Annotated in this window: 13 protein-coding genes; 7 read left to right on the top strand and 6 right to left on the bottom strand. The window is 44.7% G+C overall.

The window, feature by feature from the left end; genetic code table 11:
* The 5 genes from AAH582_RS06895 to AAH582_RS06875 form a co-directional block, all read right to left on the bottom strand.
* Window positions 1-3,408: a SusC/RagA family TonB-linked outer membrane protein gene (locus AAH582_RS06895; RefSeq protein WP_343321657.1), complete on the bottom strand. Its 3,408-nt coding sequence runs from the start codon at window positions 3,406-3,408 to the stop codon at window positions 1-3.
* Window positions 3,409-3,438: 30 nt separating this feature from the next.
* A complete protein-coding gene (locus AAH582_RS06890) occupies window positions 3,439-4,557 on the bottom strand; it encodes a FecR family protein (protein WP_343321656.1) in 1,119 nt (372 codons plus the stop codon).
* 69 nt (window positions 4,558-4,626) lie between these two features.
* Window positions 4,627-5,193, bottom strand: coding sequence for a sigma-70 family RNA polymerase sigma factor (locus AAH582_RS06885; RefSeq protein WP_046674297.1), 567 nt, complete (start codon window positions 5,191-5,193; stop codon window positions 4,627-4,629).
* A 278-nt stretch (window positions 5,194-5,471) separates the two neighbouring features.
* Window positions 5,472-6,074: a hypothetical protein gene (locus AAH582_RS06880; RefSeq protein ID WP_343321655.1), complete on the bottom strand. Its 603-nt coding sequence runs from the start codon at window positions 6,072-6,074 to the stop codon at window positions 5,472-5,474.
* Window positions 6,075-6,130: 56 nt separating this feature from the next.
* Window positions 6,131-6,382 (bottom strand): hypothetical protein, encoded by a 252-nt coding sequence (locus tag AAH582_RS06875; RefSeq protein ID WP_046674299.1) that lies wholly within the window; start codon window positions 6,380-6,382, stop codon window positions 6,131-6,133.
* A 661-nt stretch (window positions 6,383-7,043) separates the two neighbouring features.
* Here AAH582_RS06875 and AAH582_RS06870 point away from each other — a divergent pair.
* From AAH582_RS06870 to AAH582_RS06850, 5 genes are all read left to right on the top strand, one after another.
* Window positions 7,044-7,490, top strand: a complete 447-nt coding sequence (locus AAH582_RS06870) for an Hsp20/alpha crystallin family protein (RefSeq protein ID WP_046674300.1) — start codon at window positions 7,044-7,046, stop codon at window positions 7,488-7,490.
* 78 nt (window positions 7,491-7,568) lie between these two features.
* Entirely contained in the window at window positions 7,569-7,862 is a 294-nt protein-coding gene (locus AAH582_RS06865) for a hypothetical protein (protein WP_046674301.1), read from the top strand.
* A gap of 291 nt (window positions 7,863-8,153) precedes the next feature.
* Window positions 8,154-8,936 carry an NEW3 domain-containing protein gene (locus AAH582_RS06860; protein ID WP_343321654.1) on the top strand — a complete coding sequence of 261 codons (783 nt, stop codon included), beginning with the start codon at window positions 8,154-8,156 and terminating at the stop codon, window positions 8,934-8,936.
* Window positions 8,937-8,968: 32 nt separating this feature from the next.
* The gene (locus AAH582_RS06855; protein WP_343321653.1) at window positions 8,969-9,919 is read left to right on the top strand and encodes an ABC transporter ATP-binding protein; all 951 of its coding nucleotides are present in this window, start codon (window positions 8,969-8,971) and stop codon (window positions 9,917-9,919) included.
* Window positions 9,920-9,921: 2 nt separating this feature from the next.
* The gene (locus tag AAH582_RS06850; protein WP_084823188.1) at window positions 9,922-10,863 is read left to right on the top strand and encodes an ABC transporter permease subunit; all 942 of its coding nucleotides are present in this window, start codon (window positions 9,922-9,924) and stop codon (window positions 10,861-10,863) included.
* A 154-nt stretch (window positions 10,864-11,017) separates the two neighbouring features.
* Here AAH582_RS06850 and AAH582_RS06845 read toward each other — a convergent pair whose 3' ends face one another.
* Entirely contained in the window at window positions 11,018-11,407 is a 390-nt protein-coding gene (locus AAH582_RS06845) for a DoxX family protein (protein ID WP_343321652.1), read from the bottom strand.
* Window positions 11,408-11,727: 320 nt separating this feature from the next.
* On the opposite strand from AAH582_RS06845, the gene AAH582_RS06840 reads away from it, so the two are divergent.
* Window positions 11,728-12,267 carry an RNA polymerase sigma-70 factor gene (locus tag AAH582_RS06840; protein WP_343321651.1) on the top strand — a complete coding sequence of 180 codons (540 nt, stop codon included), beginning with the start codon at window positions 11,728-11,730 and terminating at the stop codon, window positions 12,265-12,267.
* An 80-nt stretch (window positions 12,268-12,347) separates the two neighbouring features.
* Window positions 12,348-13,541 (top strand): FecR family protein, encoded by a 1,194-nt coding sequence (locus AAH582_RS06835; protein ID WP_343321650.1) that lies wholly within the window; start codon window positions 12,348-12,350, stop codon window positions 13,539-13,541.
* The last annotated feature ends 61 nt before the right edge of the window (window positions 13,542-13,602 follow it).

Raw genomic sequence — 13,602 nt, 5'->3', positions numbered from 1 at the left:
TTAAAATTGAACCATTACACCAAAATTAAATTCACGGGCATATGGATAATCTATCCCCCGTTCCATGCGCACCGTACTCCAACGGAACATATCGTTCATGGAGAAGTTGAGCCGAAGGCGTTCCAGCTTATACCGCTTGAGGATAGCATTGCTAAATGAGTAGTTGACGTTGATTGTGGAAAGACGCAAAAAAGACTCCGTCTGCACAAAACGGCTGGAAGGTTGCGTTACTGACTGATCGCCGATGGCCTTAAATCGGCTGAGGTCTCCAGGTTGTTTCCAACGTTCTTCCAACACCCTTCGGTCGGCATTGAGATAAGCAGAATTATTTTCGATCTTGTCCATTAAGGTCTGATTATAGATATCTCCTCCCAGAGAATAATTGCCGATAACTTGTACCGACAAGCCCTTGTAATTGACCGTTGTCCCTAAGTTCCCATACAATGTTGGCTCCGCATTACCCACCACCTCTTGATTATTGGCATCCCATTGATAGGTCACATTCCCGTTTCTATCGCGGTACAGCTCACGACCATTGGCCGGATCAATCCCCAGTGATGGTACCGCCCGGATAACACTCAGCGACTGGCCCTCCTGATAGAATTGCGATGGACGGATCACATTGCCCTTGCTGTCTTTCTTCACAAGCGACTCATTGAGGGTACGCAGCTCATTGGATATCTCTTTCAATTTACTCCTGTTTTGTACTGCCCCGACAGAGAGGTACCAGCTAAAATCCTTTACTGTGTTGTTCAACACGCGGAGATTGGCCATAGCCTCAAACCCTTTATTCTGTACTTTTCCCAGATTTTGAAAGAACTTGTCTTTGTAAAAACCAAACGAAGGAGCGACATTCACCGTAGAAATCATACGATTGGTGATCCGGTCATAATAGGAAACATCCAATCTTAGTAGATCGCCTTTAATCCCAAACTCTCCACCGATACTTCGCTGCTGCTGTTCAGGCCAACGTACCGCCGGATTTCCTTGCCCTGTATAAATGGCCGCATACTGATTATAGTAGTTCTGTCCCGTAAAAAAGTTATACGCAGTACTCACCATACCCACATTAAATTCGCTTACGGTACTTGATGTACCTGCATTCAGGTACCAGCGCAGTTTGGTCAGGAAGCTATTTTTGAACCATTCCTCATTGTGCATGTTGTACGAAAATCCGGTACTCCAGAATGTTCCAAAACGATTTTGACTTCCATAGATCGAAGCGCCGTCCGAACGCAGCGTACCGCTCACATTGTATTTGTTGTCGTAGGTGTAGAAAAGCGAACCAAGGAAGCCCACCGAACGAACCGGTAATGAAGTTGACTTCGGCAGCGATCCCACGGCGTATTGCAAGGCCATTTGAGGAGTCATAAAACGATCGTCCACGTATCCCGTTACTGTATTGAGATTACCCACAGTATTCTGCTTTCTGATTTCGGCAATCGCATTGGCCACGAGCTGATGCTTACCAAATTTATTGGAATACTGCATATCCACTTTACCTTCATACTTGGTAAAGTTTTGGTTGCCAAAAGTGTAGGATCCACGCAAATTAGCGTCGGTGACGGTAGCAAAATCGGTGTGGAATGGCGATTTGTACCGGTCTAGATCTGTAATGGTACGAACGATTGTTCCCGATGCACGCACAATCAGCTTGGGCAGTGCATACCACTCTATCGACATATTGTTCTGTAGCGTTTGGCTCACCTGTTCATCACGAAAACCAAGTCCTGCATTATACAATGGATTGTACATTGTCGGCCCCCAGCTATACCATTGCCCGAGTTCACCGAAGCGGATATTATAATTCCCCTGATCATCGTAGATCCGTTCATAAGGATTCAGTGCGGTATAAGTTTTAAAGTCGCCGTACGGACTATTGTAGGCCTTGCTGTAGAGGTAAGTACCCACATTGCGAAAGGTGATCACATTGGGAATACGATAGATCAATGTAAAGCCGGCATTACCACGCGTCCTTCCAGACTCCTTCATGACACCTTTATTGTCAAAATAACCACCTTCGAGGCTATACCTGACTCCATTGCCACCACCTTCCATCCGCAGACTATGGTTGATGGAAAGCGTATTTCGCACGGGCTGCTTCAACCAATACGTATTCACTCCCGCGGCTACATTCTCTTCCCGCTTGGCGAGCAGGTTGTTGTAGCTTTCCTGCTGGATCAGATCCCAGGAAGGGTCTCCGCTTCGGGAAGTATAAAGATCGGCCAATTTTTCATACTGCAGCTTCTCGGCAGCATTCATTAGGTTATAATCGGAGAGGTCGACCATCGCCACCGAAGGTTTCATATCGTAGGTTACGGTAAACTTACCATCTTTGGGTAGGCGGGTTTCAATGACCACCACCCCATTCCCCCCACGCGAACCATACAAACTTGTGGAACTGGCATCCTTTAAAATCGAAATCGATTCAATCCGATTGACATCAATATCATACAGTGTGGTTAGGGGCACCTCAAAACCGTCCATAATAATCAGGGGTGCATTTACAGCATATTCACCGACACTCGATACCCCACGAATATTGATCTGTGGCATCACATTGGGATTGGAGCCTGCAGTGACACGTTCATCCACTTTAAAGGACGGATCCAGCGCTTGCAATACCGTAAAAATATTGGTTGAATTGAACTTCTCCAGGTCCTGCCGAGTCACCATCGTAGCTGCCCCAGTGAAGTTGTCCCGGCGTACTTTAGTATAACCCGTCACTACGGTTTCCTCGATTTTATTGGTTACCTGCTCGAGCGTTACCGTTAATGGATCCTGCGAAGAAACCTCAACGCGCCTGCTCTCATAGCCCACCATGGAGAAAAGTAATTCGGTTTTCTTTGAAATGACAACGAAGAAAACGCCGTTTTCTCCCGACAGAACACCACTATTGGCGCTACCCACCACTTTGATAGACACACCGACAAGGGGTTTCCCCGTATTGTCCTGAACACGGCCCCTTACCCTGATATGTTGCTCTACCAAACTTTCAGCTCCCTGCCGAGAACGCTGATTGCTGACCGGTCCTGTTGAGGGAGGTTGCTTTCTGCGTACCAAAATGGTGTTGTTCTGAAATAACAGGTCGACAGGTTGATTCTCGGAAATCTCTTTCAGTACCTGAATAATATTTTTGCTATCCACCTGAATACTAATAGGCTTGCTATTCTTGAGGAGAGCCAAATCGCCTATCAAATCAGCATTTGCCTGTTTACGAATCTTCTCCAGCACCTGATACATCGAACTTTTATGCTCCTTTAGTGTAATGTTCTGCGCATGTGATACCCCCATGGTCACCGATAAAAGTAGTCCACTAAGCACTAATTTAGACAGGTACTTACCGACATCTTTGGGCAAATCGGTAGCCGCCACTTTTTTTTCAAAATGGTAAACGTTCAATTTCATAAGGTTAGTTTTTGTTAGTCTGTCGTTTTTCTATTTGATGTATATGTAATTATTTTCCATGGTATATTTCATCGGATGCACCTTTGCGATGAGATCGAGCACTTCTTTGAGATTTTTGTCGCGTCGCACACGACCGAATAGTTGTACTTGGGCCACACTGGCATCTACGCGGATCTCTATGCCATACCAGGCACTCAACTTCCGCGACAACTGCTCTACATTGACCTCATTCAAATCAAAATACCCCTCCTTCCAGTCGATGTAACGTTCAATATCTTTTACTTCAGTAATCTTTTTGCCATTGTAAACCTGATTTGGCCGGATGCGCACAGTGAATTTCTCTTCGCGCGCTTGCGCCAGACTTGATCCCCGATCAGAAAAAGCCACCGCCCCCTCAAGCAAAGCTGTTTCATTGTTGGTCGTAAAATTGGCATTGAATTTCGTTCCCAGCACCTGAATGGTCTGTTGGTCACCACGTACAAAAAATGGTACCCGTTTATGATTCCGCTCCTGCTTGGCCACCTCAAAGTAACCTTCGCCCCGGAGGGCCACTTCGCGGATATTGCCTTCAAAATAGATCGGATAACGTAGTTCACTATTGGTATTCAGCCAAACTTTCGTCCCATCGGCCAACTGTACATGGGCTGTACCACCAGTCTTTGTACGAATGGTATTGTAGATCACTTTTGAAGTATTGTCCGCATCAGTAAGGTAGGTAATCTGATCGTCTGCAGTCCGCACAATACGGTAACCCATGGCCTGCAAAGTGTCGTTACGCTTGAGTTTATCCAAGTCAAACTCTTCGTTGTTTTCCAATACGACGATGGCATTTGATTTCAACGGGGCTTTGATTTCCTGAATGCTGGCAAATAAAATCCGATCGGACTGTTTCTGCCAAAATAAATACAGCATCGTTGTCAATAAGACCAGTATACTCGCTGCAGCGATCCACGGCCATGTCGCTTGTTTTTTAGGCTTTTTCATGAAAGGCATCTTTTCATCCAGCCTTTCCAATAAGCTTAGCATCCGAGCATCTTCGGGTTCCGGAAACTTATCAAGTTGGTCCAACCAACGTTCAACCACAGCCATCTCCTCTGGGGAGCATTGCCCAGCCTGATACCTTGCAAATAGTGAATCGTCAATCTTCATAGTCATAATTGTTAGTCCAGCCCTAATGGTGCTATACTAAGGTAAACGGCGCTACTGGACGATTGTCCCTTAGAAAAATAAAAAAAGTAAAAACGATGAAAAGTTGGACCTGATGATTTTTAAAGTAGATGAATATTGATTGCGCACGGTCTTCTCCGAAAGGCCCAATAAGGTCGCTATTTCGGGGTTGGAATAGCCCTGTAGCCGTAATTTTAAAATGGCCTGATATTGTGGCCCGTAGCGATGGAGCACCGCAAATATAGAATCGCTAAAAGACTGCGTACGGATAGATTCATCGGCCTCTTCAAAAGCAAATTCATTCCCATAAGACTTTAAATCCTCGAGATAGCCCTGGGCATTCGTTTCCTTGGCGAAATAATCGATGATACGCCGCCGTAGGGCTGTAAAAAGATAAGCTTTGAAATCGTCCTGATAATCGATGGTATACCTGTTGTTCCAGGTACGGATAAAAACATCCTGAACAAGATCCTCACCCACATCTTCGCCGACTCTCTTGATCGCATAAATGAGTAGAGCAGCCTTATACCGTTCATACAACATATGAAACGCCCCATCCTGGTTCTTAGCAACCAAAAGAAGCAGTTCCTCGTCACTCAAACTTTCCAACTTAGGCATGATGTATTGATTTGGACAAATATAGTTATTACTATAAATATCTTACGTAATTATTATTTTTCTAAAAACTCCACATTTTCATCACATCTAAATCCTAAAATGTGATTAATACTGTGCAAAAATAATAAAATTTCAATAAAGACTACTAAACAAGTATACTTTTAACAGCATTACGTGCTACTCAAACCATTCAAAAAAAATAAAGCATCTCGATTGTGTTCGAGATGCTTTACCTTAATCCGTATGAAAAGAAAGTCCAAAAGACCTATTTAAGGAATTCAATTACGATTTTTTATGACAGGATCGATCCAGTAGTAGTCGTGGTCGGTATGGGAAAAGAACTCCATGGGGGTGACATGACAATCAATCGTATCATTGAGCCCTTCGTCGGTATAACTGACTACCTCTTCGGAGGGAAGTACCATGCCACTCATGATGGAGCCATAGTCCAGGCAATGGAGATCCGACATCAGCACATTGACACGATTTGATACGACCCATTGTTCCATTTCTTCCTTACTGACACGTTTTACACGATCGGCCAAAAAACGGGCTTCCTCCAGCTCTTTTTCAACGCTATCCGGAAAAAATAGCAGCAAAAATGCCTCATACTTTTCAACGTCTTTATTTCGAATTGCTTCATTCCGTAGAAACAGCTTCTCGCCCATCTGTCCATACTGGTCGGCATATTTTTTCAGTTCCATCTGCGCAAGCTCCTGATCCGACCATTTTTGCAGCTCGGATAAGGCATACACCTCCGTACCTTGTCCGTCACAGCGATTGAGGTATTCCCAGATATCGCCCTGCACGACTTTAGGTTTCTTCTGCTCCAGTACATTGTAGCCTTGGGCTATCCATGCGTTTATTTGTTCCCTTCTCATGTTCTGCTATTCTTTTAAAAAGAAACAACAGCGCAACTGCAATGGTTTGCTTTTTTCTATTTGAGATTCCGGGCTTTCAACTCCGCATCGACAGCCTTTTCATTTTTACCAAAATATTTATAGGCCAGGACCGCCAATATCAGGGGAAAAATTGTTGGCCAGGTTATGCCTGCGACGAATACACTGTAGGCGGCTATCCCTAAACAAAAGCCAATGATCGATGCATTGATGATTTTCGTGGGTTTGGCTTTCTTCTTGAGAACCAACAACTCTTCATTACTGAGTTCATTTAATTTCTTTTCTTCCATCAGGTCTGTACTATTTATAGGTTAGTTATTTTGTATGTTGATGCGAATATAATTATTTAAACGGATAGGAAGAAAATGAAAAATAATAGCCGTTAAATTTAATATTTAGGTGTTAAAAATCAGGATCGAAGAGTGACCAAATTACTATCTCTTTGAGCATTTGCTCAGTGCTTGTTCAGTGATTGTTCAGTGCTTGTTCAGTGCTTACTCAGTGCAAACTGAATAAGCAGTGACTTATCACTGTCTAAAAATTGGTTGAATATTGTGATTAGGTATAATTTGGTATAAAGAACAAACATGCTCTTTCCTCCGCCATCCATCTGATCGATCGTTTAGGTTTGGTGTCTCAAAAAAGATATTAATGGCAAAAAATGTTGGGAACCAACAAAAAGGCCGGATGAAAATGGAACAGCCGACCTTTTAACTAAGTTACTCCTTACATGGATATCTATAGGACAACAGCCGCAGGCAGATGGTTTGTTTTCTTTTTAAATCCATCCAATTTTCATGTAAACTTTGTCAGTCCAAATGCAAAAATTTCAGCTTACCTGAAAAAATTTCAGATTTTTCACAACGGTATTTTTTTTGCGGTACCTATAATACAGTCGACCGACTGACAAATTTTAATAAATTGTGTTCACTTCATTAAAAGGAGGTTATCATGAAATTAGCAAAAAGAAACTGGAACAATTTTTCAATGTTTTCGCCCATGTTTGATGATTTTAACCGTGAACTTTTAAACTGGGGCAACAAAAATTACTCGCCAACAAGCACCACGGTCCCGGCAGTTAATATCAAGGAGAATGCCGATGCATTTGAAGTTGAAGTTGCAGCGCCCGGGATGTCCAAAGCGGATTTCAAAATTACCCTTGATGGCAATCTGCTCTCCATCTCTTCAGCAAAAGAAGAACAGCATGAAGAAACCAAAGACAATTATACGCGTCGGGAATTCAGCTATCAATCTTTTCGGCGGAGCTTCGAACTGCAGAGAGATGTCGTAGATCAGGATAATATCGTGGCCCATTATGACAATGGGATACTTAAATTGACTATTCCCAAAAAAGAGGAAGCCAAACAAAAGGAAGCTCGAACGATCTTCATATCCTAAGTCCTATAATACTACACTCGTATGCAGTTGGTCTCCGTTCGGGAGACCAACTCATTTGTTTTATAAACTTATCCCGTCATGAAAAGATCGAATTATTATACGATAGAGGTGCATATCCCCTATAAGGATAGTTACATCGTACTTGCAACCTTTGACCTTGGAACCTGTCCAAAGATTGTCAACGAGTTATTCAGCGAACTGCTCGGTTCGACTGATCATTCAGCAAACAGATTGCTGCGCATCGACTTGCTGCTTCATGCGGAGGCCGAGATTAAAATCCCGCTCCGGACCATTAACTGTACCCTGGATGAACTCGCAGACAACACCAGGTCAATTATCAAAAAGGCCTTTCGGACGTTGAATCTGGAATAAGGCCATAGACTTGGCACCAGACTGCCTAACACTGGGCTGTTTTTTCGGCAACACAGATTCAAACATCTTTTTTACAATAAATTTTCAGGTAGATCTTGATTTTTTTCAAACCGATTTTTAATTTGGAAGCGATTTTTTTTAAAAGGGTTCCTAGGAGCCCGAACAAGCATTTTTTGAAAGCTAATATTCTATTTAAACATAAATTTTAGTTATTGGATCATGTTAACAGATTTACTAATTACAAGCCCGCGCCTACAAGTATCTATCAGGCCTTTTATCGCCGCACTCATCGTGCTCGCCAACAGCTTTTATCTCTCAGCACAAACAGCAGCTCCCGGCAGATCGAGCTTCGAAGCCAGGTTGCTCAATATCGAAGCACCCAGCAATGAACCTTTTCGCTACAGCACAACCCTCACCAACGCAAGTAGTCAGACCCTTATTTACAACCTCAATGCCCAGCTACCACAAGGCTGGCAGATCAGCTACCGCGTGGATGGATCGCTGGTCACCTCCATTCAGATGCAGCCGGGTAAAGTACAGGAAATCGCCATCGAAATCAGCTGCCCCATTACTGCAAAGCCCGATAAATATAAAATACCTGTCAAAGCCACCTCGCCAACAGACAATTTCCAATTGGAACTGGAAGCTGTTGTAAAAGGGTCCTACGCCCTTGAAATGACCACGCCCACAGGCAGACTCAGTGATGAAGTTGTATCGGGCAGCAGCAAGGAAATCGTGCTGCAGCTAAAAAATACAGGTACTTTGCCGCTCAATACATTGGAGCTTGGATCGCAACTACCTACCCGCTGGGAAGCCACATTCACACCATCGACCATCAAGCAGCTCGAGGCGGGAAAATCGGCTGATGTCAAGGTAAGTCTCAAAGTTCCGGATAAAACCATCGCTGGGGACTATGCCGCTAAGTTCGAGGTGAAGTCCGCCAACAGCAATACAGATCTTTCGTTTCGCATCATTGTTAAGACCTCCCTGCTTTCCGGCTGGATTGGCCTATTGGTGATCCTCCTGGCAATCGGATTGGTTTATTACCTCATCCGCAAATATGGAAGAAGATAAATCCTGATCTGAAAATCCAAAAGACTCTCAACATGAAGGATCCTATTATTCAGCTATCTAGCTTGACAAAGAGCTATGGCGAGACGAAAGCAGTGGACACGTTGAATCTGAGCATTTACCCTGGCGAAATATTCGGTCTTTTGGGGCCAAACGGAGCTGGTAAAACAACCAGCATCCTCATGATGCTCGGGCTGACCGAGCCGAGCTCGGGTACAGCATACGTCTGTGGACATGATGCCACACGGAATCCGATCGCCGTCAAAAGAAAGGTAGGCTATCTGCCCGACAATGTCGGTTTCTACCCCGAAATGACCGCATTGGAGAATCTGGGTCTCATAGCCGAACTCAATGGACAGCCCAAGCCCCAGGCCCGCAGGAAAGCACAGGAGATGCTCCAAACCGTCGGATTGGAGAAAGAAATGCACAAAAAAACAGCGGCCTTCTCGCGGGGGATGAAACAAAGGCTCGGCCTCGCTGAAGTGCTCATCAAAACACCTGAAGTTGCCATTCTGGATGAGCCTACACTCGGCATCGACCCCAAGGGCGTGGACGAATTCCTGGAACTGATCAAACGCCTCAGCAAGGAACAGAACCTCACCGTATTGCTATCCTCGCACCACCTCCATCAGGTGCAGCGTGTCTGCGATAGGGTAGGCATTTTTGTAGGCGGCAAACTGCTCGTCGAAGGTTCTATCGATAATCTTGCCCACGAGCTCCAGCAAAAGGAAGGCGTAACCACAGTCATTGTCCTTGAAAATAATAGCGGCAACAGCAAACGCTTTGAGGGGCCACTCAAAGAACTTCCGGGACTGCGGGCACTTTTCCAATATGGACACAGCATCGAATTAAAGACTGAGCAAGACGCAACAGCCGAGGCTGTCCGCATCCTGGTGCAGCATGGCGCGGACATTGTTTCCGTGCAGCGCAGTGACTATGCCCTTGACCACATTTATAATATGTATTTCGAAAACAGTAAACGATAAAAATGATGAATGTATTGATCAATAAGGAGGTTGCCACGCATATTCGTAGCTGGCGCTTTATCGTGCTGATCCTGCTGATTGTACTGACTTTTGGCGCATCTCTGTATGTTTCATCGTCAGGGCTGAAAGAAGCGGTCGGCAATATGAAAGATCCTGACCAGTCCTTTCTGTACCTTAAGCTACTGACCACGACAGATAACTCTATCCCTCCATTCCATGTGTTTCTGAATTTTTTGGCTCCCCTTTTAGGTATAGCTCTTGGCTTTGATGCCGTAAATGCAGAATATAATGCGGGCACTTTAACACGACTGATGGCCCAACCCATCTATCGGGACAGTCTATTGATTGCAAAGTTTCTCGCGCCGCTGATGGTGGTCGGCACTCTTTTTGTCGCATTGGTACTGCTCATGATCGGAGGCGGATTGCTTGGTACGGGCGTACGGATAGAACCTCAGGAACTTTTACGCATCCTGGGGTTCACCTTCATCAGCGTGCTATACGTTGCCTTTTGGTTAAGCCTTTCAATATTGCTTTCCATTCGGTTTAGGCAACCCGCGACTTCGGCTTTGACCGCGATCGGCATCTGGTTATTTTTTACGGTGTTTTTCCCGATTCTCGTCAATCTGGCCATCCGGCCATTTTTACCCAATCCCAATTACATTTCAGAACAGGAATATTTGCATTACAATGAGCTTATTCTCAATCTACTTCGCCTATCACCCAGTCAGCTTTATACCGACGCTACCACAACCTTGTTGATGCCTTCAGTGCGCAGCCTTGGTCCTATTGCTATGGAACAGATGGTCGGCGCCATACCGGCACCACTTTCTTTTCGGGAGAGTTTTCTGATGGTATGGCCGCAGATCAGTGGCCTTACCGCAGCCATGATGGTATGCTTTGCCTGGTCTTATTTCATCTTTATGCGCAGGGAAATTCGCAGTTAGGTGCATACATCATCAAAAAAACAGGTTTAAAAGCTGTAACCCGCACTGATCAAGCATTTATCTCCACGGGATTACAAACAACGAAGGTTGCTCCGAATAGATTCGAGCAACCTTTATGTGTTATAGGGATAAAAATAGGAACTTTTATCACTGATTATCCTTTTTCGGTGCTTTTCAATGCCCATGCTACCAGCAACGGCTGGAAGAACAAGCGCGCAAGCCGTTTTCCGTCGCTATCCAATCCAAAGCCATCGCGGCGGTCTTTGTATTGTGCAATATTTCCTGGAAACACAGCCGTAAAAAATGCTGCAGCGATTTTTCCAACCTTGGAACGCTGCTTGGCCGGCGCCAAAATCAGTGCAGCACCCAAGGCGATTTCAGCAAAGCCCGAATACACAACGGTATCATCTTTAGAGATGGGAACCCAATCTGGCACCTGTGCCTGAAATTCCCTTCGGGCAAAAGTCAAATGGCCAATACCCGCGACGACCAAAAAGGCTCCTAAGCCCACTCGTGCAATATGTTGCATAGGCGATTTATCCATAGTCTTTTATGAAGAGTACATTCATGTCGAGGAAATTGTTTGTTCGGGCAGCAAAAAGAATCCAAAAAAAGCGGCCCACCGCGTAAGTGCGAGGCCGCTTTTTCAGATAGACATAGGGTACGCCCCTTATTTCGGGCGCCGCCTATAGACCGAATCGATGTCAACAGCTGAACAGCCGCCGGCACTCAATCGTTTTCGAAGAAATAAATAAGTGAAGACCTTCTGTCCTTCCAAAAGCTAAGCATATTTCCCTATATTTATACCGCGCTCCTGGAGCTTGTTATGTCGATTTCTTAATGTGATTAAACCGGTTGAAAAACTTGCAGATAGCTTTACCTTACAATATCGAATCTCTTTTTCAGCAATATTACCGACAGCTTTGTCTTTTTGCAAACCATATTCTTCGCGATGAAGCCAAAGCCGAGGATGTTGTGCAGAGTTTTTTTGCCGGGCTTTGCGAAGGGCGCAATACCTTGCCCGAAGAGGAGAATGCTCGTAAAAGCTATCTCTTCATTGCCGTCCGTAACAATTGTCTCAAGCAGATCCGCAGCGAAAAAACAAAGAATAAATATGCCGACCAGCTCGACAAGAACATGATCGAAGAGCAGACCATCATGGATGCCATGATACAGGCCGAAGTCATCAACCAACTGATGGCGGCCATCAATAAGCTCCCCCAAGGATGCAGGCAGGTATTGCAGCTCGCTGTTTTCGAAAAACTTACCAACGATGAAATTGCCAACAATCTGTCCATTTCCATCAATACCGTAAAAAGCCAAAAAAAAAGAGCCATCCAGCTTCTCCGAACACGCTTGGATGCACGTCTGTTGATGCTTCTGTTAATTTTACTTACTGAATAACAAAATCTTACATTTTTTTCATTTTTCCTTCCATCCTTTTCCATTTCTTGTGGCTCTTCTCTTTATACAGCCAATTGAATATGATGAAGGACGACCAATATGTACTTGTCGATTTCTTAGTAAAACAGTTCAGCGGGACGCTGAGCGAGATCGATAAGCAAGCCCTACAACAGATCTTTGATGAGGATCCAAGTTTGCGTCATCAGTGGGAGCGATATACCAGTCAGGGTATCAGTTCTAGCGATGTACAGCTCTGGAATAAACTGGATTTGGATCAGGCGCGGGCCAATATCCTGGCCAGACAATCCAGTAGCCCTACCCCAAGATACGCTGTCCGGAATATGCCGAAAATCGGTATTTATATAGGTTTAGCCGCCAGCCTTCTTATTTTTATTGGCATAACCTTCTTTCTTCGAATGGCAAGCCAAGACAGGCAACTTGTGCCCGATCAAGTATACCATTATAAAAATGACGTTTTACCCGGTGGACAAAAGGCCACACTCACCCTGTCCGACGGTAGAATTGTCGCTCTCTCGGAAAAACAATCAACCGTTAAGGAAAAGAACGGCGAGGAGCTTCACATCAGCGATGGACAGCTGCGCTATCGTCCAAGTAGTGACCAGCCCGAACTTGCCGATCTAAAAAACACATTGAAAGTACCTGAATCGGGATTCTATCGTATGGTATTACCCGATGGAACTAAAGTATGGATCAATTCGGCTTCTGAGCTGAGCTATCCCTTAGCTTTTGGTAAATCGACGCGCCGGGTAGAATTGCATGGCGAGGCCTATTTTGAAGTGGCTCACGAAAAAGATAGACCTTTCATCGTCAGCACCATACATGGCGATATTAAAGTACTGGGAACCGCCTTTAATTTGACAGCCTACAGCAATACAGCATCCAATGTCACATTGGTTAATGGCAGCATCCAACTGACCGATAAAAATCAGCACAGCAGACAGGTTGTACCAGGACAGAAAGTTGAATTCGATGGCAGCAACATGCGCGTCACCAAGGCAAATATTGAAAAGGAAACCGCCTGGCAACATGGCTATTTTTATTTCGAACATGACCGGATTCAGGATATCATGGAACAGCTGTCACGCTGGTATGATCTTAAAGTCATCTATCAAGGAGAAATCACCAAGAAAAGATTTGGCGGTAGCATGAGCCGTAGTGTAAGTCTGGCCGAAGCACTGGAATTGATAAAACGCGGGGCCGGCCTTGAATTTGAAATCGACAGAAAAACCGTCCTAGTAAAAAGTAGGAACTAAGACGATAACCCAATTTTTAAAAACCAAAGGAGAACTCACTATGATGTAAAGATTTACCTGA

Source organism: Sphingobacterium multivorum (genome assembly GCF_039511225.1).
GTDB lineage: Bacteria > Bacteroidota > Bacteroidia > Sphingobacteriales > Sphingobacteriaceae > Sphingobacterium.
This window is presented reverse-complemented; position numbering and strand designations above follow the sequence as displayed.